Annotated in this window: 18 protein-coding genes and 2 tRNA genes; 14 read left to right on the top strand and 6 right to left on the bottom strand. The window is 42.9% G+C overall.

Annotated features, from left to right (window positions below; all coding sequences use genetic code 11):
- Positions 1-71 precede the first annotated feature (71 nt).
- Together guaA and mscL are read right to left on the bottom strand one after the other, a co-directional pair.
- Positions 72-1,595 (bottom strand): glutamine-hydrolyzing GMP synthase, encoded by a 1,524-nt coding sequence (gene guaA, locus TY03_RS06930; protein ID WP_042368512.1) that lies wholly within the window; start codon positions 1,593-1,595, stop codon positions 72-74.
- 275 nt (positions 1,596-1,870) lie between these two features.
- Positions 1,871-2,314: a large-conductance mechanosensitive channel protein MscL gene (mscL, locus tag TY03_RS06935; protein ID WP_042368514.1), complete on the bottom strand. Its 444-nt coding sequence runs from the start codon at positions 2,312-2,314 to the stop codon at positions 1,871-1,873.
- A 138-nt stretch (positions 2,315-2,452) separates the two neighbouring features.
- Between mscL and gap the strand changes: the two genes are divergently transcribed.
- The 6 genes from gap (at position 2,453) to TY03_RS06965 (ending at position 8,920) form a co-directional block, all read left to right on the top strand.
- Positions 2,453-3,460 carry a type I glyceraldehyde-3-phosphate dehydrogenase gene (gene gap, locus TY03_RS06940; protein WP_042368516.1) on the top strand — a complete coding sequence of 336 codons (1,008 nt, stop codon included), beginning with the start codon at positions 2,453-2,455 and terminating at the stop codon, positions 3,458-3,460.
- Between the two features lie 203 nt (positions 3,461-3,663).
- Positions 3,664-5,724, top strand: coding sequence for a M3 family metallopeptidase (locus TY03_RS06945; protein WP_148335623.1), 2,061 nt, complete (start codon positions 3,664-3,666; stop codon positions 5,722-5,724).
- Positions 5,725-6,255 carry a DUF4847 family protein gene (locus tag TY03_RS06950; RefSeq protein WP_052332415.1) on the top strand — a complete coding sequence of 177 codons (531 nt, stop codon included), beginning with the start codon at positions 5,725-5,727 and terminating at the stop codon, positions 6,253-6,255.
- A gap of 11 nt (positions 6,256-6,266) precedes the next feature.
- Positions 6,267-6,710, top strand: a complete 444-nt coding sequence (locus TY03_RS06955) for a dCMP deaminase family protein (protein ID WP_042368517.1) — start codon at positions 6,267-6,269, stop codon at positions 6,708-6,710.
- Between the two features lie 19 nt (positions 6,711-6,729).
- The gene (locus tag TY03_RS06960) at positions 6,730-8,475 is read left to right on the top strand and encodes a S41 family peptidase (RefSeq protein ID WP_042368519.1); all 1,746 of its coding nucleotides are present in this window, start codon (positions 6,730-6,732) and stop codon (positions 8,473-8,475) included.
- Positions 8,387-8,920, top strand: a complete 534-nt coding sequence (locus TY03_RS06965) for a 5-formyltetrahydrofolate cyclo-ligase (protein ID WP_042368521.1) — start codon at positions 8,387-8,389, stop codon at positions 8,918-8,920. Before TY03_RS06960 ends, TY03_RS06965 begins: the two co-directional genes overlap by 89 nt.
- A gap of 2 nt (positions 8,921-8,922) precedes the next feature.
- Here TY03_RS06965 and TY03_RS06970 read toward each other — a convergent pair whose 3' ends face one another.
- Both TY03_RS06970 and recF read right to left on the bottom strand, forming a co-directional pair.
- Complete coding sequence (locus TY03_RS06970) at positions 8,923-9,213, bottom strand: DUF721 domain-containing protein (RefSeq protein ID WP_042368523.1); 291 nt, start codon at positions 9,211-9,213, stop codon at positions 8,923-8,925.
- Positions 9,210-10,322 carry a DNA replication/repair protein RecF gene (recF, locus tag TY03_RS06975; protein WP_042368525.1) on the bottom strand — a complete coding sequence of 371 codons (1,113 nt, stop codon included), beginning with the start codon at positions 10,320-10,322 and terminating at the stop codon, positions 9,210-9,212. Before recF ends, TY03_RS06970 begins: the two co-directional genes overlap by 4 nt.
- Before the next feature lie 162 nt (positions 10,323-10,484).
- Here recF and TY03_RS06980 point away from each other — a divergent pair, with 162 nt between their 5' ends.
- From TY03_RS06980 to TY03_RS06995, 4 genes are all read left to right on the top strand, one after another.
- Positions 10,485-11,165 carry a YfgM family protein gene (locus tag TY03_RS06980; RefSeq protein WP_042368527.1) on the top strand — a complete coding sequence of 227 codons (681 nt, stop codon included), beginning with the start codon at positions 10,485-10,487 and terminating at the stop codon, positions 11,163-11,165.
- Between the two features lie 119 nt (positions 11,166-11,284).
- Positions 11,285-11,779 (top strand): 6,7-dimethyl-8-ribityllumazine synthase, encoded by a 495-nt coding sequence (gene ribH, locus TY03_RS06985; RefSeq protein ID WP_042368529.1) that lies wholly within the window; start codon positions 11,285-11,287, stop codon positions 11,777-11,779.
- A gap of 49 nt (positions 11,780-11,828) precedes the next feature.
- Positions 11,829-11,914, top strand: a tRNA-Tyr gene (locus tag TY03_RS06990).
- Between the two features lie 5 nt (positions 11,915-11,919).
- A tRNA-Gly gene (locus TY03_RS06995) sits at positions 11,920-11,992 on the top strand.
- A 58-nt stretch (positions 11,993-12,050) separates the two neighbouring features.
- Here the strand turns inward: TY03_RS06995 and TY03_RS07000 are convergent.
- The gene (locus TY03_RS07000) at positions 12,051-14,075 is read right to left on the bottom strand and encodes a polysaccharide lyase 8 family protein (protein WP_042368531.1); all 2,025 of its coding nucleotides are present in this window, start codon (positions 14,073-14,075) and stop codon (positions 12,051-12,053) included.
- A gap of 29 nt (positions 14,076-14,104) precedes the next feature.
- Positions 14,105-15,562: an arylsulfatase gene (locus TY03_RS07005; protein ID WP_042368533.1), complete on the bottom strand. Its 1,458-nt coding sequence runs from the start codon at positions 15,560-15,562 to the stop codon at positions 14,105-14,107.
- Between the two features lie 726 nt (positions 15,563-16,288).
- Between TY03_RS07005 and TY03_RS07010 the strand changes: the two genes are divergently transcribed.
- From TY03_RS07010 to TY03_RS07025, 4 genes are all read left to right on the top strand, one after another.
- Positions 16,289-17,701, top strand: a complete 1,413-nt coding sequence (locus tag TY03_RS07010; RefSeq protein WP_042368536.1) for a Gfo/Idh/MocA family protein — start codon at positions 16,289-16,291, stop codon at positions 17,699-17,701.
- A 116-nt stretch (positions 17,702-17,817) separates the two neighbouring features.
- Complete coding sequence (locus TY03_RS07015) at positions 17,818-18,708, top strand: YitT family protein (protein ID WP_042368538.1); 891 nt, start codon at positions 17,818-17,820, stop codon at positions 18,706-18,708.
- Positions 18,709-18,784: 76 nt separating this feature from the next.
- Positions 18,785-22,066 (top strand): glycoside hydrolase family 2 TIM barrel-domain containing protein, encoded by a 3,282-nt coding sequence (locus TY03_RS07020; protein ID WP_394330882.1) that lies wholly within the window; start codon positions 18,785-18,787, stop codon positions 22,064-22,066.
- 37 nt (positions 22,067-22,103) lie between these two features.
- The gene (locus TY03_RS07025; RefSeq protein WP_042368541.1) at positions 22,104-23,189 is read left to right on the top strand and encodes a phosphotransferase enzyme family protein; all 1,086 of its coding nucleotides are present in this window, start codon (positions 22,104-22,106) and stop codon (positions 23,187-23,189) included.
- Positions 23,190-23,226 lie beyond the last annotated feature (37 nt).

Raw genomic sequence — 23,226 nt, forward strand, 5'->3', positions numbered from 1 at the left:
GATTTCTGAATTAAGAAGGTCGGTTAGTAGCTTTTTTTAGCATATCAGCCTTGCAGGAGCAAAGCTAAATCTTATTCCCACTCGATAGTTGCAGGTGGTTTAGAGCTGATATCGTAAGTAACGCGGTTAACACCCTTTACTTTATTAATAATATCGTTAGATACCTTGCCAAGGAACTCGTAAGGCAAATGTGCCCAATCGGCTGTCATTGCATCGGTAGAGGTTACAGCACGCAAAGCAACTGCTCGCTCGTATGTACGCTCATCTCCCATTACACCTACCGACTGAACCGGAAGCAAGATCACACCTGCTTGCCATACTTGATCATACAAGCCCCAATCACGCAATCCTTGAATAAAGATATCGTCGGCATTTTGTAGTATTTGTACTTTCTCGGGGGTAATATCACCTAAGATACGTACTGCCAGTCCAGGTCCGGGGAAAGGGTGGCGAGTAATAAGATGCTCGGGCATACCTAACTCACGACCTACGCGACGTACTTCATCTTTGAATAACAGACGAAGGGGTTCGCATAGTTTAAGGTGCATCTTCTCTGGAAGTCCACCTACATTGTGATGGCTCTTGATAACGGTTCCGGTGATAGAAAGAGATTCGATAATATCGGGATAAATGGTGCCTTGTGCCAACCATTTTACATCTTTAATCTTATGAGCTTCAACATCAAATACATCGATAAAACCGCTACCGATGATCTTACGCTTGGCTTCGGGTTCAGTTACACCGGCCAATTCGCTGAAGAACTTCTCACTGGCATCAACGCCAATAACGTTCAGTCCCAAGCATTCGTAATCTTTCATTACGTTCTTGAACTCGTTCTTACGCAACAAACCGTGGTCTACAAAAACACAGGTAAGATTCTTGCCAATGGCACGATTCAACAACACGGCTGCTACCGATGAGTCAACACCACCACTCAAAGCCAATACCACCTTGTCATCGCCCAACTGTGCTTTCAGTTCGGCAACAGTGCTTTCGATAAACGAAGCCGGACTCCAATCTTGCTTGCAACCACAAACATCGACTACAAAGTTTTTCAGCATCTGTGTTCCGTCTTCACTATGGAACACCTCGGGATGGAACTGTACGCCCCACACTTGCTCATTCTCAATCTGATAAGCAGCAATAGCTACCTTATCTGTCGAAGCGATGGTTTTGAAGTTGGAAGGAATAGCCGTAATCGTATCACCATGACTCATCCATACCTGAGAGTTTTCTTTTACCCCTTTGAATAAGACGTTGTCTTTGCAAAAAGATGCCAGATGAGCACGACCATATTCGCGTGTTCCTGCCGGTTCTACCTTACCTCCATTGCTGTAAGAAAGGAATTGTGCACCGTAGCAAATACCCAGAATAGGATACTTACCCCGAATTTCGTTCAAATCAACCTTAAACGCGTTCTCGTCGTATACCGAGAAAGGGCTTCCGGAAAGAATAACTCCTTTTACAGTCGGATCTCCTTTCGGAAATTTATTATAAGGCACAATCTCGCAATAAGTATCCATTTCGCGCACCCGACGACCAATAAGCTGCGTAGTCTGTGAACCGAAATCAAGAATAATAATCTTTTCCTGCATATATAATCTATATTGTTTTGAGTAAATGATTTGCAAAAGTATGAAAAAGTATGCAATCTACTGGAAGTATAAGCGAAAAAAAAGCAATTTTGCATAATAACAACCTTTAAAAGCATAGACCGGCCAATGAAATAGGTATCATAAGCTTATCAGCAACAAGTAATGGGCATTACTTAAAGAGTCGTTGTATGGGAGAAAACAGTAAATGAACATTCACGACAAATCAGCCAAAGATAACGACTGAATCTTTGGCTGATTTAGGGGTAAGGCACCCTCTATTTCTTACTTTGTTCTTTCAATAAATCACGAATTTCAGTAAGTAAGACCTCCTCTTTGGTGGGTACAGGAGGTGCGGGAGGTGCAGCGGGCGTTTCTTTTTTCTGCGTTAACCGCGTAATTAATTTAATAAAGAGAAAGATAAAGAAGGCGATAATCAGAAAATCAAAAGCCGTCTGCAGGAAGTTGCCATAGTTCAATGTAACAGCTGCTGCTGTCTCTTTACCGTCTGCACCTATCTGTGCCGCCTTTATCACCCACTTCAAATCGGCGAAGTTGACCCCTCCAACCAACAAGCCGATAGTAGGCATGATCAGATCGGATACAGCCGATGAAACGATCTTTCCAAACGCACCGCCGATGACTACACCGACAGCCATATCAATCACATTTCCTCTCATGGCAAAAGCCTTAAAGTCTTGTAAAAACGTACTCTTTCCCATCTTTTTTTATATTTAATATTAATTTAATGTGCGAATATAAAAACATTTTCGTACTTTTGCACCGCATTTAGGAAATAAATGCAAGTTCAGAAACAAATTTGAACAAATATTATAAAAACCCTTAAAAGTTTAAACAAAATGATTAAAGTAGGTATTAATGGATTCGGACGTATCGGACGTTTCGTTTTCCGCGCTGCTCAGACAAGAAATGACATTGAAATCGTAGCTATCAACGACCTTTGCCCGGTTGACTACCTAGCTTATATGCTGAAGTATGATACAATGCACGGTATCTTTGACGGTACTATCGAAGCTGATGTTGAAAACAGCAAATTGATCGTTAACGGTAAAGCTATCCGCATCACTGCAGAAAGAAATCCGGCTGACTTGAAATGGGATGCTGTAGGCGCTGAATATGTTGTTGAAGCAACAGGTTTGTTCCTGACTCAAGAAAAAGCTCAAGGTCATATCACTGCTGGTGCAAAATATGTAGTAATGTCAGCTCCTTCTGGTGACGCTACTCCTATGTTCGTTTGCGGTGTTAACGAAAATACATATGCAGGACAACAGTTCGTATCGAACGCATCTTGTACTACTAACTGCTTGGCTCCGATCGCTAAGGTATTGAACGACAAGTTCGGTATCGTTGACGGTTTGATGACTACTGTTCACTCTACAACTGCAACTCAAAAAACTGTTGACGGTCCTTCTATGAAAGACTGGAGAGGTGGACGTGCTGCTGCTGGTAACATCATCCCTTCATCTACTGGTGCTGCTAAAGCTGTAGGTAAAGTAATTCCTGCTTTGAACGGCAAATTGACTGGTATGTCAATGCGCGTTCCTACTTTGGACGTTTCTGTAGTTGACTTGACTGTTAACTTGGCTAAGCCTGCTACTTACGCTGAAATCTGTGCTGCTATGAAAGAAGCTTCAGAAGGCGAATTGAAGGGTATCCTTGGATACACTGAAGATGCAGTTGTTTCTTCTGACTTCTTGGGCGACGCTCGTACTTCTATCTTTGATGCAAAAGCTGGTATCGCTTTGACTGATACTTTCGTAAAAGTTGTATCTTGGTATGATAACGAAATCGGTTACTCTAACAAAGTTCTTGACCTGATTGCTCACATGGCAACAGTAAACAAGTAATTTGTTACTTACCATACAGAAGGCTGCTTCGGGAAACCGGGGCAGCCTTTTTTCGTAGGGTGATATTCTTTGTTAAAAAAAGAAGCAATACGACTAAACCTATCTGTTATTTTAGTAGCTTTGTATTCAATAATATATAAACCAAACCATTCAACTATTAGGCTTATATGAGAAAATTAAATGTAACATTGATATTACTTTGCATAATGAATATGATAAATGCACAAAATCCTTTTTTTGAAATTAGCGATACACCTCATGGAACGGCTCCATTCGATAAAATCAAAACAGAACATTACGAACCCGCTATCCTAGAAGGCATCCGCCAACAAACAGCCATCGTAGATGCCATCGTTCAGAACCCTGAATTGCCTACCTTTGCCAACACCATTGAAACATACGAGAAGTCGGACGCATTGCTTGGGAGAGTCTTATCGGTCTTCTTCAACCTAAACAGTGCAGAAACCAATGATGAACTACAGCTGTTGGCACAAAAGATGACACCGGTACTGAGTGAGCACAGCAACAACATCAACCTGAACGAAAAACTGTTTAGTCGCATCAAAGCGGTTTACGATCAAAAAAGCAGCCTCTCTTTAACCCCCGAACAAACAAAGCTCTTAGACGATATATACGATGGTTTTATCCGTAGAGGAGCTAATCTGCAAGGAGAGGCGAAAGAGAAGTATCGCGAATTATCGAAAGAACTGAGCAACCTAACCTTGCAGTTCGACGAGAATAATCTCAAAGAGGTAAACAACTATCAACTGGTACTGACCGATCGGGCACAGCTTGCCGGATTACCGAACAGCTTTATCGAAGCAGCCAAAGAGACAGCCAAAGAGAAAGGCGTCGAAGGATGGGTATTCACCCTGCAAGCACCAAGCTACGGTCCTTTCATGACCTATGCCGACAATCGCGATCTGCGCAAAGAGCTTTACCTGGCTTACAATACCAAATGCCTGCACGATAACGAATACAACAACCTCGAGATCGTGAAGAAAATAGCCAATACACGTATGGCCATTGCCCAACTGCTGGGCTATGATACGTATGCTGCCTATTCACTCAAAAACCGCATGGCCGAAAACAGCGATGCTGTTTATAAATTATTGAACCAACTACTCGATGCCTATACACCGACCGCCCAAAAGGAGTATCGGGAAGCACAAGAACTGGCTCGTGAGGTTCAAGGAAGTGACTTCACATTAATGCCCTGGGATTGGAGCTACTATGCAAACAAATTGAAAGATAAGAAATTCAGCATTAACGAGGAGATGCTTCGCCCCTACTTCGAACTATCGCAAGTCAAGGAGGGAGTCTTCGGATTGGCTACGAAATTGTATGGTATCACCTTCAAGAAAAACACCGCTATACCGGTCTATCATAAAGATGTAGACGCGTATGAGGTATTCGATAAAGATGGTAGCTACCTGGCAGTATTGTATACCGACTTTCATCCGAGAGCCGGCAAACAATCGGGTGCATGGATGACCGATTATAAAGGACAATGGATCGAGAAGGAAAGCGGTGAGAACAGTCGCCCACACATCTCTATCGTAATGAACTTTACCAAACCGACCGAAAGCACACCGGCCTTGCTTAGCTTTGAAGAAGTGGAAACGTTTCTGCATGAGTTTGGCCATGCGCTGCATGGTATCTTTGCCAATTCTACCTACGAGAGTTTGAGTGGCACAAGTGTATATCGTGATTTCGTAGAATTACCCTCGCAGATCATGGAGAACTTCGCTATCGAAAAGGAATTCCTTAATACATTTGCCAAACACTATCAAACGGGCGAATTACTACCGGCAGAGTTAATCCAACGCATAGTCGATGCTTCGAACTTTAATGCAGCCTATGCCTGCTTACGACAAGTGAGCTTCGGCTTACTCGATATGGCATGGTACTCACGTAACACACCTTTCGAGGGTGATGTAAAAGCATACGAACAACAAGCTTGGGCAAAAGCACAAGTACTTCCGGTTGTAGAGGAAGCTTGCATGAGTACACAGTTCTCGCACATCTTTGCCGGAGGATATTCCGCCGGATACTATAGCTACAAATGGGCCGAAGTATTGGATGCCGATGCATTCTCCTTATTTAAGCAAGAAGGTATTTTCAATCATGAAGTGGCTGAGTCATTCCGCAAGAACATCTTGTCGAAGGGAGGAACAGAACACCCCATGGTACTATACAAACGCTTCCGTGGACAAGAGCCTACGATCGATGCGCTTTTAATTCGAAACGATATTAAGAACTAAATGAAGAGACAAATCATGAAGAATTATAAATGGATGTTACTCTTGTGCACCTGCCTGTCTGTTTTGACAGCGTGCAACAACACGGACAATGTACAACAAATATTCACTGGGAAGACATGGAAACTGTCTGTTATCAAATATGCCGGAACCGACAAGGAATGTAAAGACTACTGGGTAGAGGGAGGCGCATTCAACCAAGCAAAGTTCGAAGCAAGCAACAAGATACTAACCAATGATAAAAGCTCGTTTACATTAGAGTTTTCGGGTACTGCAATAGGCGAAGAAATAAGCGGAAAGGCTAAAGGAAAAGCCTACACAGTAAGCTTTAACGATGTATCATGGAAAGCAAATGGAAGAAGTAACGATTTCTCAATAGCCATCAAAGCAACAACTGACAAAGATGTATTGGCCACTGCTTTTCTGAATGCTCTTTCCAACGCTACCTCGTATGGTGGAAACGACGGTAACCTTTACATCTATTTTACAGAAGGTCAGCAAAGTAAGTATATGCTTTTTCACGTACAAAGATAAGTTTAAGCAGCATGGAGACAGTATCCAAACAATTGGAATTAGATAAACGTTATATACGAATGGCAAGCATCTGGGCCGAAAACTCTTATTGCGAACGACGAAAAGTGGGTGCCTTGATCGTAAAAGATAAAATGATTATCTCGGATGGCTATAATGGCACTCCATCGGGATTCGAAAACATTTGTGAAGATGAGAATCAGATCACAAAGCCTTATGTATTACACGCAGAAGCCAATGCAATCACCAAGATCGCACGTTCTAACAATAGCAGTGATAATGCAACAATGTACGTCACTGCATCTCCTTGCATCGAATGTGCGAAGCTGATTATTCAGGCAGGAATTAAACGAGTGGTTTATTCGGAACATTATCGTCTGGAAGACGGGATTGAGCTGCTCAAACGTGCTGGAGTCGAAGTTCTTTACGTAACTAACGACAATGAGCAAAAACAATAAAAATAACATCTAAACAGATATGGGTACAAAAAACTCTTCTCGATTTACTCCGGTTGTCATTGCAATCAGCGTTGTCATCGGAATTCTTATCGGCACGTTTTATGCCAAACACTTTGCCGGCAACCGGTTGGGCATCATCAACGGATCGTCTAACAAGCTAAATGCACTGCTTCGCATAGTCGACGATCAATATGTCGACACAGTTAACATGACAGATCTCGTAGAAAAAGCAATGCCGCAAATACTGGCAGAGCTGGATCCACACTCCACTTATATTCCTGCACAAAATCTGGAAGAGGTAAACTCGGAGTTAGAGGGAAGTTTCAGCGGCATCGGTATCCAATTCACCATACAAAACGATACGATTCACGTTAATGCCGTGATACAAGGTGGTCCGTCTGAGAAAGTGGGTCTTATGCCCGGCGACCGTATTGTTACGGTAAACGATAGCACGTTTGTAGGCAAAAAACTAACAAACGAACGAGCCATGCGCGCCCTGAAAGGGCCTAAAGGCACTCAGGTGAAACTAGGCATCAAACGCCTTACCGAAAAAGAGATCTTGAATTTCAATATCACACGCGGCGATATTCCTCAAAATACCATCGATTCGGCTTATATGCTTGAGAATGATCTAGGCTACATTCAAATCAGTAAGTTCGGACGCACTACGCATGTGGAATTATTGAATGCATTGGCTCAACTAAATCATCAAAACTGCAAAGGACTCATTATCGACTTACGTGGCAACACAGGTGGTTATATGGAAGCAGCCGTTAGAATGGTCAATGAATTCTTACCCGAAGGGAAGTTAATCGTATATGCAGAGGGACGTAAGTACCAACGTACCGAAGATAGAGCGAACGGAACAGGCAGCTGTCAAACCATTCCTTTGATTGTGTTGGTTGATGAAGGATCGGCTTCGGCTAGTGAGATTTTTTCAGGAGCTATTCAGGACAATGACCGGGGTACAATCGTAGGCCGTCGCTCATTTGGCAAGGGGTTAGTACAACAACCGATTGACTTTAGTGATGGATCGGCCATCCGCCTTACCATTGCTCGCTACTACACCCCATCCGGCCGTTGCATCCAGCGCCCCTACGAAAGCGGTAAAGATCGCAACTATGAATTGGATATATATAATCGCTACGAACATGGAGAGTTTTTCTCGAAAGATAGCATCAAACTGGACGAAAGCACCAGTTATTATACCGGCTTAGGGCGTCCGGTTTATGGCGGTGGAGGCATTATGCCCGATGTATTTGTACCGCAAGACACTACCGGAGTCACCTCTTACCTGTCAAATGTGTTGAGTAAGAATTTAATGGTGCAGTACACCTTCCAATACACCGACAATAACCGGGAAAAACTGAGTGAATATAAAACAGAAGATGCATTGGTTAATTACCTGCGCCGTCAGGGGCTAGTCGAGAAGTTTGTTCAATATGCCGACAGCAAGGGAGTACAACGAAGAAACATCTTGATTAATAAATCGTACAAGCTATTAGAGAAGCATTTATATAGTAACATCATCTATAATATGCTGGGCAAAGAGGCTTATATCCGTTTTGCCAACCAATCGGATCCAACGGTGAAACAAGCCATCGAACTACTCGAAAAGGGAGAAGCCTTTCCCAAGGCTCCGGCAGTTATCGAACCAGCGAAAACGGACAAGAAGAATGAAGGAAAGAAAAAAAGAACTGCGCAGTTGGATCGCCCGGCAGAAAGCCCAATACAACGACTCTACGCTGAAAGAACTTTCTGCTGATATTCTGGCAGAGCTGGAAAGAACACCTGCATTCGACCGGGCACAGACAGTATTGCTCTATCACTCTTTGAAGGATGAGGTATATACTCATACCTTCATTGAGAAGTGGAGTCAACGAAAGAGAATCGTGCTTCCGGTGGTAGTTGGCAATGAGCTGGAGTTACGCATATATACCGACCCAAAAGATTTGGTTATTGGATCTTATGGTATTGCCGAGCCTATTGGCCGGCAGTTTACCGAATATGAATCAATTGATTTGGCTGTAATTCCGGGTGTTGCTTTTGATGTAAACGGACACCGTTTAGGGCGTGGAAAAGGATATTATGACAGGTTACTCCCACAAATTCATGGTACTAAAATTGGTATTTGCTTTCCGTTTCAACTCATAGATGAAGTTCCCTCAGAGGCATTCGACATCCCCATGAATGCAGTAATCAGCCGATAAGATTAGCGAAAGATAATATTGGTAATTACCGTGGCACCGACCTTTTGATTCAGGTTGCGAACCAATAACTCACGCCCCATCATCAACTCCTGTCGAAGTGCTGCAGAGGTGAGGTGCACATAAAGAATCTGATTACGGATAAACAGCTCTCTTGTATAAGAGTTGATGGTAGGTCCCAACACCTGAGGCCACGCATCGAGCAATCGTTGCTCATTGAGCGGAGACTCCAAACTCTCTTGCCTGAGAAAGTGTTGAATCAATTTGCCGATAGGTTCTGCATTGTTTCTTTTCATACGGCGGTCTCTCCCATTTCACTGATATCACCTTGCTCTACCCGAAACATTTTATAATCGCTTCCCACGCTCTGCAATATTCGATCCAAGTGCTCCCGATTTGTGTCCGTGATAAAGATCTGCCCAAACCGGTCACCTGCCACTAACTTCACAATCTGCTCCACTCGCGAAGCATCCAGCTTATCAAAGATATCATCGAGCAATAATAACGGAACGGTAGATCCGGTTCGTTTCAGGAAATCGAATTGTGCCAGTTTCAAAGCCACCAAATAGGTTTTATTCTGTCCTTGCGACCCTTCGCGCTTAATGGGAAAGTCACCCAATAGCATATTCAGTTCATCTTTATGCACACCGCGCAATGAATATCCCATGATTCGATCACGCACCCGGCTCTCTTTAAGCACTTCAAGCAAAGAAGTACCCCCTGCATGCGATTCGTACGACAGCCCAACTCGTTCTTTATCCTGAGAGATAAACGAGTAAAACGACTGAAAGATGGGAATAAACTCATTAATAAATGCTTCTCTTTTGCGAAACACAACCTCACCCGACTGCGCCATCATCTCCTCCCAAACAAGAAAAAGCTCCTCCTCAACAGGCTGATCGCTCTTCAGCAACGTATTCCGTTGTGCCAAAGCCTTGTTGTAACGAATCAAAGCGTCGAGGTACTCTTTATCGTATTGCGAAATCACTACGTCCATCAATCGGCGACGTTCATCACTACCACCGGCTATCAGCTCCGAGTCGGCAGGAGACACCATGACCAACGGCAAGAATCCGATGTGATCCGATAAGCGACCATACTCCTTCTTATTCCGTTTAAATTGCTTCTTCGCACGACGCTTCATTCCGCAATAAATCTCTTCGGGAGATCCATCGGCTGCCTCATAAAAACCTTGAATAACAAAGAAGTCCTGTTCGTGACGAATGTTCTGCGAATCAATAGGATTGCCGGCACTCTTACAGAAAGACAGAAAGTAAACCGCATCGAGCAGGTTCGTTTTTCCCATCCCATTTTGTCCGAAAAAACAATTCAATTTTTCAGAGAAATGGAGTTCGACTTCTTCTAAGTTTTTATAATTTAATATGGATATGCGCTTAAGTATCATGTGTACACATTGAGTTTGGATACAAAAGTAGAAAGTTTTTCGCGGTTTTAAGGTGTAAAACAAAAAAAGATGCCTCGAAATTTTATTTCTATATATAAAAAAACTACTTTTGCGAGTCGAAATACACAAGTTAGCTTAATAACAAAAAAGACTATATAAAAAATGGCAGAAAAAAAACACCACGAGCAAATGAATGTGGAAGATGCACTGACACAGTCGGAAGCATTTCTTATCAAGTACAAAAAAGCAATCATTGCCGGTGTACTTGCAGTGATTATTATCGTAGCAGGTACGATCATGTACAAACACCTTTATGCCGAACCACGCGAAGAAAAAGCACAAGCAGCTCTTTTCAAAGGACAACAACTTTTCGAACAGGATGCTTTTGAACAGGCATTGAACGGTGACAGTATCGGCTACATCGGCTTTATTAAAGTAATTGATCAGTTCGGTGGAACAAAAGCAGCTAACTTAGCAAAAGCGTATGCAGGTATCTGCTACCAAAGTTTAGGCAATTATGATCAAGCTTTGAAGTTCTTAACCGATTTCGATGGTGACGATCAAATGGTAGCACCGGCTATCTTAGGAGCTACTGGAAACTGTTATGCACAATTAGGACAATTGGATAAAGCTTCTGCCACGTTATTGAAGGCAGCCGATAAAGCAGACAACAATACCTTGAGCCCTATTTTCCTTTTGCAAGCCGGAGAAATTCTGGTAAAACAAGGAAAGTATGACGATGCAGTAAAAGCATATACTGCTATTAAAGATAAGTACTTCCAATCTTATCAAGCAATGGATATCGATAAATATATCGAGCAAGCTCAATTACTGAAAAAGTAATTTAATATAGTATCTATAAAGGAAAGTGAAAAGTGTTCTGTTACCTTTGTGTGCAGTCACTCTTCACTTTTTCTATTCTCTTCCTTTCTTTTTCTAATTTTTTAATTCATACATTAACCATGGCCACAGCTTATCATAATTTATCAGACTACGACTTTAGTTCCGTTCCCAATGCAGAAGAAATGAAATTCGGTATCGTTGTATCCGAGTGGAATGAAAAAATAACCGGTGCTTTGTTGGATGGCGCAGTAACTACGCTAAAAAAACATGGAGCAAAGGATGAAAATATTCTCATTAAGACTGTACCCGGAAGTTTTGAACTTACGTTTGGCGCAAGTCAGATGATGGAATATTGCGAATTAGATGCAGTTATTATTATTGGTTGTGTAATTAAAGGAGATACGCCTCATTTTGATTATGTTTGTATGGGTGTTACGCAAGGTATCACACAATTAAACACAACTGGCGATGTACCAGTTATTTACGGATTAATTACAACCAATACCATGGAGCAAGCCGAGGATAGAGCAGGTGGTAAGCTGGGTAATAAAGGAGATGAATGTGCAATTACTGCAATAAAAATGATCGATTTTGCTTGGAGTTTAAATAAATAGTTGTATCTTTGCACTGCGATTGAGAAAAACACTTCTCCTTCGCAAATAAGGGCAAATTCCAGAGCGGCCAAATGGGACTGACTGTAACTCAGTTGTCTTTCGACTTCGGAGGTTCGAATCCTTCTTTGCCCACCAAAATTGCGAAAGTAGCTCAGTTGATAGAGCATTAGCCTTCCAAGCTGAGGGTCGCGGGTTTGAGCCCCGTCTTTCGCTCTTAGAAAAGAGAATCTAAAATTTAGATTCTCTTTTTGCATATATAGACCTCACTTTCTTATTTCTTCATTTGTCGAAAAGGAGCAGCTACAGTTACTTCACCACTTGTTATACCGGCAATGTAAGTACCCGGCTCTTCGAAATGAAGAGTCATTCCATTCTCTAGTTGTAAATCTGTTTTTTGATAAATAGCCATAAAACAGCTGTCACCTATCACAACTGCTTGTACTTTCTCATCATTACGAAGGATACGAACTTTAGTAGCATCGAATGCTTTTACCTTTTCTGGAGTAGTAGCCGGCAACAGTACATATTCGTAACCGGACGAGGTACCCTGACGATGCTTAATATATATAGAAAACACATCATTTTCGAGTATCTTCGGTTTATACATACCCATAACATCGCACCACCGCCCTTCTCTTCTCTCAGTTTCAACAACACAGCTGTCAGCTTGCAATACAATATAGCCCGTATGATCATGGTAAAAACGTTGATTGGGATAGCGTCGAACGCTACCTTTCTCCAATCGCTGATCGATAGAAGTAACAATAGCAGCCGTACTATCCGAATGGATGTTACTACCCATACATAGTACATATTCATCGGTAAATACCCATGATTTATGGGCAGTCAGCCCATTCCGGTTTAGTACCATGGCAGTAATGCCCTGCTTTCCATCGCTCACCCCTCCCACTAATGAACTATGATTACGCGCCCCCTTGCTATTGGCATTGGGAATGGGTGCCGAACTCTCATAGGTAGTAATTCCGGGAATCCTGCGCCAGTTCCAGAAAGGGAAAATATTGTGATATTCATCTCCACGGGCGTATATATAGATGGCTCCATCGGCCATGTAATAGCCTTGCAAATTGTCTTCATTCACCTGTTCGACTCCAATAACACGATCGGAAGCCATCCGAACAGATGCCATCCAGGAGGGAGTGCGGTGAATGGTCAGGTCGGAATCATCGAAATGCTTATTTCCCACAAACCGATTCTCTCGATGTGCAGCCAAGAAGTTGGCTTCGACAAACGCCTTGATAGCGGTAACTTCTTCGGGCGAACTACCTTTCATGAGGGAGTTAGCAGCAAAAAGCAAATTGAACGATTTATGGATATCGGCACTATGAAACAGCTGGCGGTTCAGTGCATTCACGTCCCAGTACCCACGCCAAACAATCCACCGATACCCATTGAGCAACAAAGAAACAAGTATTCTCTGTTGTTCGGCATTGAAAGCAAGCGAAGTTCCGGCAAATAGTTCGGAGTAGAAACTCATGTTACCAATAAAGGAAAGGCCATAGTTGCCAAATTGCTGCTGCGGCCCGTGTTGGTGAAAGCTCCAATCGGGCTTTATACCCTCGATTCGCCCTAAAACAATTTCCGAACTGATTTCATCTCGGGCTGCTTTTATCAACGCAAGGTCATTTTGCAACAGTGCGCGCATCAAAACATTGCCTGCCAGCCAAACTTTATTCTGCCCTGTCATTCCAAACTTCGCACTCAACAGTACTTCGACGGCAGCCTGCTTTTCCTGTTCATCCATTTCCGATTCAAAAAGCAGAAAGGCAGTCCCCATTGTTCGGGGAATACCAATCTGATTGTACCACCAGTTTTTACAAACTAATTTCTGCGTAAACCAGTAGTTCATTGCTTTGTGAATGGTCGAAACAAGTTCGGAAACCTGCTTCGACTGCTCTTTTCGAGGATAATAATACTTAACCAACTTCAATACCCGTTCTACATGACGCTTTGGCTCCCACCCCGAACGTTTGGTATCGGCATAATTGATATCGGGCCACGAACCATCTTCGCGAATCGTACGAATCAAGACTTGAACCTCCCGTTTTGTAATGGGGTAGAGCTGTTGCAACTCAATCACATTCTGATCCGACACCTCTGCCTCCTTCGGTATGGAAGAAAGCAGCTCCAGATAAGCTTTTTTCTGCTCATCGGCACCCAGTATAGAGGAGATATAGTTCTTCTTTAAGTGAGCAATCTCCTGATCTACCTGTGCCGTAAGAGGAACATAACTAACAAGGCAGAATAATAAGGAGCAAATGTTTTTCTGTAAATTCATGTGTATTTAATAGTATCGGATACTTGTTTCTATTTTAATAACGGCCAATTAGCATCACTTACGTGTGCTTCCTGCATAATGGCTTTCAATTCAGCAGCTTTTTCAGGATACTGGATCAATAGGTTATGCTTCTCGGAAGGGTCGGAGGCTAAATTGTAAAGCTCATAAGAAGGCTGTTTCCCACGTATGTTGAGATGTACTAGCTTCCATGATCCTTTTCGCACAGCCTGTCGGCCATTCAACTCCATGAATTCAAAATAAAGATAATCGTGTACGCGCTGTCCTTTACGGTTTTCGAGCAAGGGAAGCAAGCTGATACCATCACTCTCTTTCCGAGAAGCCATTTTGGGTTTGAGAATTTCGTCAAAAGTAGGCATGATATCCCAGAATGAGCACATAAAGTTAGTTTCTATTCCCTCCTGTATATGCCCCGGCCATGACATAATCATCGGCACGCGAATACCACCTTCATATAAATCGCGTTTGTATCCTCTCCATTGACCATTGCTATTAAAGAAATCGGGATCGGCACCTCCTTCACGATGCGGTCCATTATCACTCGCAAATATAATCAATGTATTATCGTAAATTCCTTTCTCTTTCAGTTTCTCAATCAACTGACCTACGTACACATCGAGCCGGTAAACCATAGCAGCAAACGTAGCCCGGGGATAGAACTGCGAACAATATCCTCCCTTACGAAAACCAGGATCGCCCGGTTCGGTGCCGCGATAGGCCTGTTCGGGATATTGCCCGCGGAACTTTTTAATAATACTATCTTCGGGCACTATCAGCTCGGCATGAGGAAGGATGGTCGGATAAAAAAGGAAAAACGGCTCATCCGAAGAGCTCTTCTCCAAGTATTGCATCGCTTTGGAGTGAATAATATCTTGCGAGTAGGTACCCGTACCATATTTTACATTGATTACATTATCAGACAGTTCCACTCGTGTACCATTCTCCCAAAGGTGATCGGGATAATAGCTGTGCGCCAACAACTGGCAGTTATAACCATAAAACTGATCTACTCCCTGATTATTCGGATCGCCGGTAGAGCCGATGTAACCTAATCCCCATTTACCAAAGACAGCTGTTTTATAACCAGCATCTTTAAATGTACGGAAGATGGTACGTGAATCGGCGGGCAAGGGGAATTGTCCTTCGGGCTTGAGTTCCATATTGCCACGAATGGCGGTGTGTCCGCTATGCGTACCTGTAAGTAAGCACGAACGAGAAGGAGCACTAACGGTAGTTCCCGAATAGCATTGAGTAAAGCGCATCCCTCTTTGCGCTAATTTATCAATGTTGGGTGTTTCAAATTTCTCTTGTCCATAGCAGCTAAGGTCGCCAAAACCAAGATCATCCGCTAAAATAAATACAACGTTCGGACGTTTCGAGTCTTGTTTACTTTCTTTGTGAGCAAAGGTTTGTTGCATACTTCCTATCCCTAGGAATAATGTGCTACAGAGCACTAGTTTCTGATTCATAATGCATTCGTTTATAAAAAAGGTTATTATGTGTTTTACTTCGCCGTAAAGTTAACACTTTAAAACTAGTCTGCCGCAAACACTTTTGGTATAATTTATCCGATTTATTTATTATATATAAAGTTTAGACTGTATTTTTGTACAAACGAATCAAAGAGAAACAAACGCCATTTTAACATAGTTAATCGTCCTTAATAGCGTTTTATTTTCTCCCACACAAGAATATATAGTTTTACTGTCAAAGAATACGTAGTTTTGGGTATCAAAAGTACGTAGTTAACTCATCCTTAAAATAGTTCTTTTACAGGCAAAGACAAATAAGGTTATCACCACCAATAAAAATCAAATTAAAACAATCATAATCTGAAAGTTACAACATAAAATAATCTTTTTATTCATGTATTTTTTCTTCTCAATCGATCGTCTCTTTTTAGCTATATCCAACTCTCTTTTGCAGGTAAGGTTGTGTATTTGGCAACTTGATTTATTTATACTGATCCCTTTAGTATTGCCTCTGAGTAAGATTAATCGTTAAAGGAAGCCAAAAACAGAGCCAAACTGTGGGGGAAGCAACCTATTTATGTGTATTTATAATATACTCATATAAAATGAAACGGTGTAGACAATAAAACATACCTTTTGCCCGTTTGTTAGAGTTGGACATTACCATTTTTATGATGATACAAAAAACAAATACAATATTATTTATTTACTAATCTAATTATTATGCGTAAACTATTAAGTACCTTGCTGATTGGTCTTACTCTATTAACCTATCAGACTGGTTATGCTCAGAAACAAGGCAAAGCTACGGCGAAAGTAGCCCCTATTACTGTAAAAACACCCGCACGTCCGGCCGGACAGAAAGATGTGATTGACTTAGTGACTCCGAAATTAGAAACCGTCCGTGTAGGATTTATCGGACTTGGAATGCGGGGTCCGGGTGCTGTGGCTCGTTTCACGAAGATACCCGGAACACAAATTGTTGCATTATGCGATCTTCGTCCGGAATGTGTGGATAAAAGCCAACAAATTTTAAAGAAAGCCGGACTACCCGAAGCAGCTGCCTATAGCGGTACGGAAGATGCCTGGAAAAAACTTTGTGACCGAGATGATATTGATCTCGTATACATTGCTACAGATTGGAAACACCATGCAGAAATGGGTGTATATGCCATGGAACATGGCAAGCACGTGGCAATCGAAGTACCTGCAGCCATGACATTGGACGAGATATGGAAGCTCATCAATACATCGGAAAAAACCCGCAAACACTGCATGCAACTGGAGAACTGCGTATATGATTTCTTCGAACTGACTACGCTGAATATGGCGCAACAAGGTATTTTTGGCGAAGTTCTTCATGTAGAAGGTGCTTACATTCATAATCTGGAAGAATTCTGGCCTTCGTACTGGAACAATTGGCGTATGGATTACAATCGCAAACATCGTGGTGATGTATATGCCACTCATGGCATCGGACCGGCTTGTCAGTTACTAGACATTCACCGTGGCGACCGCTTGAAGACATTAGTAGCCATGGATACCAAAGCAGTGAACGGACCCGCTTACATCAAAAGCAAAACAGGTGAAGTAGTAAAAGATTTCCAAAACGGAGACCAAACCTCAACCTTGATTCGTACCGAAAATGGTAAAACGATGTTGATTCAACACAATGTAATGACTCCACGCCCTTATAGCCGTATGTATCAATTGACCGGAACAGACGGTTATGCTAGCAAATATCCTATTGAGGAGTATTGCCTGCGTCCTTCGCAAGTGGCCAGTGACGTGACGCCCGACCACGAAAAGCTAAACGCACATGGTTCTGTGCCCGAAGAAGTTAAAAAAGCATTGATGGATAAATACAAACACCCTATCCACAGAGAATTGGAAGAAACAGCCAAAAAAGTAGGTGGACACGGTGGTATGGACTATATCATGGACTATCGTCTGGTATACTGCTTACGCAATGGTTTGCCTCTTGACATGGATGTATATGACTTGGCAGAATGGTGCTCAATGGCTGAACTTACCAGAATCTCGATCGAGAACAACTCGGCTGCGGTAGCCATTCCCGACTTTACACGTGGTGGCTGGAACAAGGTAAAAGGATACAAACATGCTTTTGCCAACTAAAAAATAAGCACTCATTTACTAGCACGGGTTACACGAACCGACATTGCTTCCCCCCTATTCAGAGGTATGTCCGGGCGTGTAATCCGTGTTTGAATATATAGTCACTTACCAAATTCATGAAAAAAAAGATAACTAAACCATCCAAACAAGATACCATCAGAGAAACCAAAGATTACCTGATGATCGCTTTGGGAATGATCCTCTACGGAATAGGGTGGACCGTATTTCTGCTCCCCAACGATATCACCACGGGTGGTGTACCGGGCATTGCCTCTATTGTATACTTTGCAACCGGATTTCCGGTACAGTATACCTATTTCACCATCAATGCCCTCTTGCTTATGCTTTCGCTTAAAGTATTGGGATTCAGATTCAGCGTAAAAACAATCTTTGCCGTATTCACACTTACCATTTTTCTTTCGATTATCCAGGAGTTAACCAAGGGGATTACCTTATTGCAAGACCAACCATTTATGGCATGCGTATTAGGCGCTTCTTTTTGCGGTACAGGTATCGGTATTGCTTTTACCTCTAACGGAAGCAGTGGAGGAACCGACATTATTGCAGCTGTAATTAACAAGTATAGAGACATCACATTGGGCAGAGTGATGCTCATTTGCGACCTAGTCATCATCTCATCCAGTTATTTTGTCTTAAAAGACTGGGAAAAAGTAGTATATGGATTTGTAACATTATATATTTGTAGTTTCGTACTAGATCAAGTGGTAAACAGTGCCCGTCAATCCGTTCAGTTTTTTATCATATCTAATAAATATGAAGAAATAGGGCGTCAGATTAACGAATATCCTCACCGGGGAGTTACCGTAATCAATGCTACCGGATTCTATACGGGAAAAGAGCAGAAAATGATGTTTATATTGGCCAAAAGGCGCGAATCGACAATCATTTTCCGAATTATTAAAGATATAGACCCCAATGCGTTTGTTTCGCAAAGTGCAGTAATCGGGGCCTATGGAGAAGGATTTGATCATATCAAAGTAAAGTAAACCCACATACAAGAAAAACATGAGCAAGAAAAAGCTTTTTACTCTGGCGGGCAGTTTAGCAGCCCTGTTCCTTTCAATGACAACGGTTGCCTCTGCGGCAAACGAACCGAAAAAGCCTTACTGGCAAGACATACAGGTGGTAGCAGTCAACAAAGAATACCCCCGAACTTCGTTTATGACATACGACAACCGGGCAGCTGCCTTGACGAATAAATTTGAAAACAGTAAATACTATCGTTTACTCAACGGTACATGGAAGTTTTATTTTGTCGATTCATATAAAGAGTTACCAGAAAATATAACAGATCCTCAGATAAGTACTGCTGCTTGGAAAGACATCAAGGTACCCGGCAACTGGGAAGTACAGGGTCATGGCGTAGCCATCTATACGAACCACGGCTACGAATTTAAACCTAAAAACCCCCAACCTCCCCAATTACCGGAAATGAATCCGGTCGGTGTATATCGTCGCGATATCGATATTCCCGCCGATTGGGATGGACGCGACATCTACCTCCACCTTGCAGGGGCGAAATCGGGCGTATATGTATACATCAACGGCAAAGAAGTAGGCTATAGTGAGGACTCTAAAAACCCGGCCGAGTTTCTGATAAACAATTATGTGCAGCCGGGAAAGAACGTGCTCACACTAAAGATATTCCGTTGGAGCACAGGCTCGTACCTGGAGTGTCAGGACTTCTGGCGCATCAGCGGCATCGAACGCGATGTATTTCTGTATGCTCAACCCAAAGCTGCCCTCAAAGATTTTCGCATTCAATCAACCTTAGACGATACGTATAAGAACGGCCTCTTCACCTTGAACACCGATCTGCGTAATCATCGCTCAACAGATAGTAAAGTATCACTCGTTTACGAATTGCTCGATAAGCAAGGAAAGATCATCGCTAGCGAAGAGAAAACAACACTCGTACCGGCAGGCGAAGTGCGCACACTCTCGTTTGAGAAAACATTGCCGAATGTACAAACCTGGACTTCGGAAGCACCTAACCTATATAAGATACTGATGACCGTCAAAGAGAACGGACAGGTCAATGAAATAATTCCCTTCAACGTAGGATTTCGCCGGATAGAAATTAAGCAGACAAACGAACTGGCCGGAAACGGTAAGCCTTATACGCTGCTGTTTATCAACGGACAGCCCTTGAAACTAAAAGGGGTTAACATCCACGAGCATAACCCCGAAACAGGGCATTATGTAACAGAAGAGTTAATGCGTCGCGACTTTGAACTCATGAAGCAGCATAACCTCAATAGTGTGCGCCTTTGCCACTATCCGCAAAGCCGTCGTTTTTATGAACTCTGTGACGAGTATGGCTTGTACGTATACGATGAAGCGAATATCGAAAGTCACGGTATGTATTATAGCCTGAATAAAGGAGGCTCATTGGGGAATAATCCCGAATGGCTGTTGCCGCACATGGATCGTACCATCAATATGTTCGAACGCAACAAAAATTATCCTTCGCTTACCATCTGGTCATTAGGCAATGAGGCCGGCAATGGATACAACTTCTACCAAACCTATTTATGGCTTAAACAGGCAGACAAAACATTGATGAACCGCCCTGTTAACTACGAACGTGCACAGTGGGAATGGAACTCGGATATGTATGTACCTCAATACCCTAGCGCCAAGTGGTTGGGAGAGATTGGTAAAAACGGAAGTGACCGTCCGGTAGTGCCCTCAGAATACTCGCACGCCATGGGCAACTCGAGCGGTAATTTATGGGATCAATGGAAAGAGATCTATAAATACCCCAACCTGCAAGGTGGATATATCTGGGACTGGGTTGATCAAGGACTTCTTGAAACCGATAAGAACGGCCGTAGCTACTGGGCTTATGGAGGCGATTATGGAGTCGATGCTCCAAGCGATGGTAACTTCTTATGCAACGGATTGGTCAATCCCGACCGAACTCCTCATCCGGCATTGGCCGAAGTAAAATATGCCCATCAGAATGTGGGATTCGAGGCCATCGATGCCGCACAAGGAAAATTCTTAGTAAAAAACCGTTTCTACTATACAAACCTGAAAAAGTATATGATCCGATACACGGTCATGGAAAACGGAAAAAAAATAAGATCAGGAAAAGTATCTTTAGATATAGAACCGCAAGCATCGAAAGAATTAATCGTTCCCGTAAGCGGATTAAAGGCTAAACAGGGAACTGAGTATTTCGTAAATTTCGTGGTTACGACGGTAGTACCCGAACCATTGATTCCGGCCGGATACGATATTGCTTATGATCAATTCCGCCTGCCCATCGAGCCATTACAGAATACATACAACAGCAATGGCCCTGCATTAAAAGTAGAAACACAAGGTGAAAACCTAGTCGCTTTATCGTCGAAAGTCAATTTCACTTTTAATAAACAAAGTGGACTTGTTACCTCTTACCGGGTCAACGGAACTGAATATTTCAAAGATGGGTTTGGTATCCAACCCAATTTTTGGAGAGCTCCCAACGATAACGACTATGGCAATGGTGCACCCAAGCGTCAACAAATATGGAAGCAATCAAGTAAGAATTTCAAAGTAGTTGATTCGTCGATAGCCATGGAAGGCAAGGAAGCTGTGCTTACGGTAAACTACCTACTGGCTGCCGGCAATCTATATATCGTAACGTATCGTATCCACCCTTCGGGAGCTGTCAATGTAAGTGTTCGATTTACTTCTACAGATATGCAAGCAGCTACAACAGAAGTGTCGGAAGCGACTCGTATGGCTACGTTTACACCGGGTAGCGAGGCTGCACGCAAAGCAACAAGCAAACTAGAGGTGCCACGTATCGGCATTCGTTTCCGCTTACCGGCAGAGATGAATGAAGTGGAGTACTTTGGTCGCGGTCCCGAGGAGAACTACATAGACCGTAATGCAGGTACAATGATCGGACTCTATCGCAACACAGCCGATAAGATGTATTATAACTATGTACGCCCACAAGAGACAGGACATCATACCGACACACGTTGGTTAACACTGAGCCGCAAAGGTGGTAAAGGGCTAACGATTATGGCTGATAGCATTATCGGATTCAATGCCTTGCGCAACTCAATCGAAGATTTTGATTCGGAAGAGGCATTGCCACATCCGCGTCAATGGAGTAACTTCACCCCGGAAGAGGTAGCCAACCACGACGAAGAAGCTGCTCGCAACGTATTGCGCCGCATGCATCACGTAAACGATATCAGTCCACGTGATTTTGTTGAGGTTTGCATCGACATGAAGCAACAAGGAGTAGCCGGGTATGATAGTTGGGGGGCACGTCCCGAACCGGCTTATACCCTTCCGGCCAACAAAGAATATAACTGGGGATTTACACTTCTCCCACAATAAATCAAGCATACAGTAACTTTAAAAAATAAAACAAATCATGAAGAATCTACAAGAAACCGTCTCGCACTTTCACATCCAAGGCAGCGTTGGCGAAATCAAACCATTGGGTAGCGGACTTATTAACGATACCTATAAAGTAAATACGATCGAAGCAGATGCTCCCGACTATGTATTGCAACGTATCAACCATGCCATCTTTCAGAATGTGGAGATGCTACAAAATAATATTGCGGAAGTGACCCAACACATCCGTAAGAAACTAACCGAACAAGGAGAAAGCGATATCGACCGCAAAGTATTGCAGTTTATCGAAGCAGAAAACGGTAAAACATATTGGTTCGACGGTGATAGCTACTGGCGTATCATGTCTTTTATCCCACGTGCGCAAACATACGAAACAGTCAACCCTGAGTATTCGTACTATGCCGGTGTCGCTTTCGGCGATTTTCAGGCAAAGTTGGCTGATATCCCGACTACATTGGGCGAAACAATTCCAGACTTCCATAACATGGAATTCCGTTTGAAACAACTCCGCGAAGCGGTAGCAAACAATGCGGCGGGACGTGTAGCCGAAGTGCAATATTTCCTAGACGAGATCGAGAAGCGTGCCGAAGAGATGTGCAAGGCCGAACGCATGGGCAGAGAAGGCAAACTACCCAAACGAGTATGCCACTGCGACACGAAAGTGAATAACATGATGTTCGACGAGGATGGTAAAGTACTGTGCGTAATCGACCTGGATACGGTGATGCCAAGTTTCATCTTCTCCGACTATGGCGACTTCTTGCGCACAGGTGCCAATACCGGAGATGAAGACGACAAAGACCTTGATCGCGTCAACTTCAACATGGAGATTTTCAAAGCATTCACGAAGGGATACTTGGAAGGAGCTCACTCCTTCTTAACCCCCATCGAAATAGAAAACCTGCCTTATGCAGCAGCCTTATTCCCCTATATGCAATGTGTTCGCTTCCTTGCCGATTACATCAACGGCGACACTTATTATAAAATAAAATATCCGGAGCACAACTTGGTACGCACCAAAGCCCAGTTTAAGTTATTGCAAAGTGTCGAAGCGCATACTCCCGAAATGGTGGCATTTATTCAGGAGTGTTTGAAATAAAAGAGAGTATCTAAACAGACGGATAACCATTCATCTG

Source organism: Bacteroides neonati (genome assembly GCF_000499785.1).
GTDB lineage: Bacteria > Bacteroidota > Bacteroidia > Bacteroidales > Bacteroidaceae > Bacteroides > Bacteroides neonati.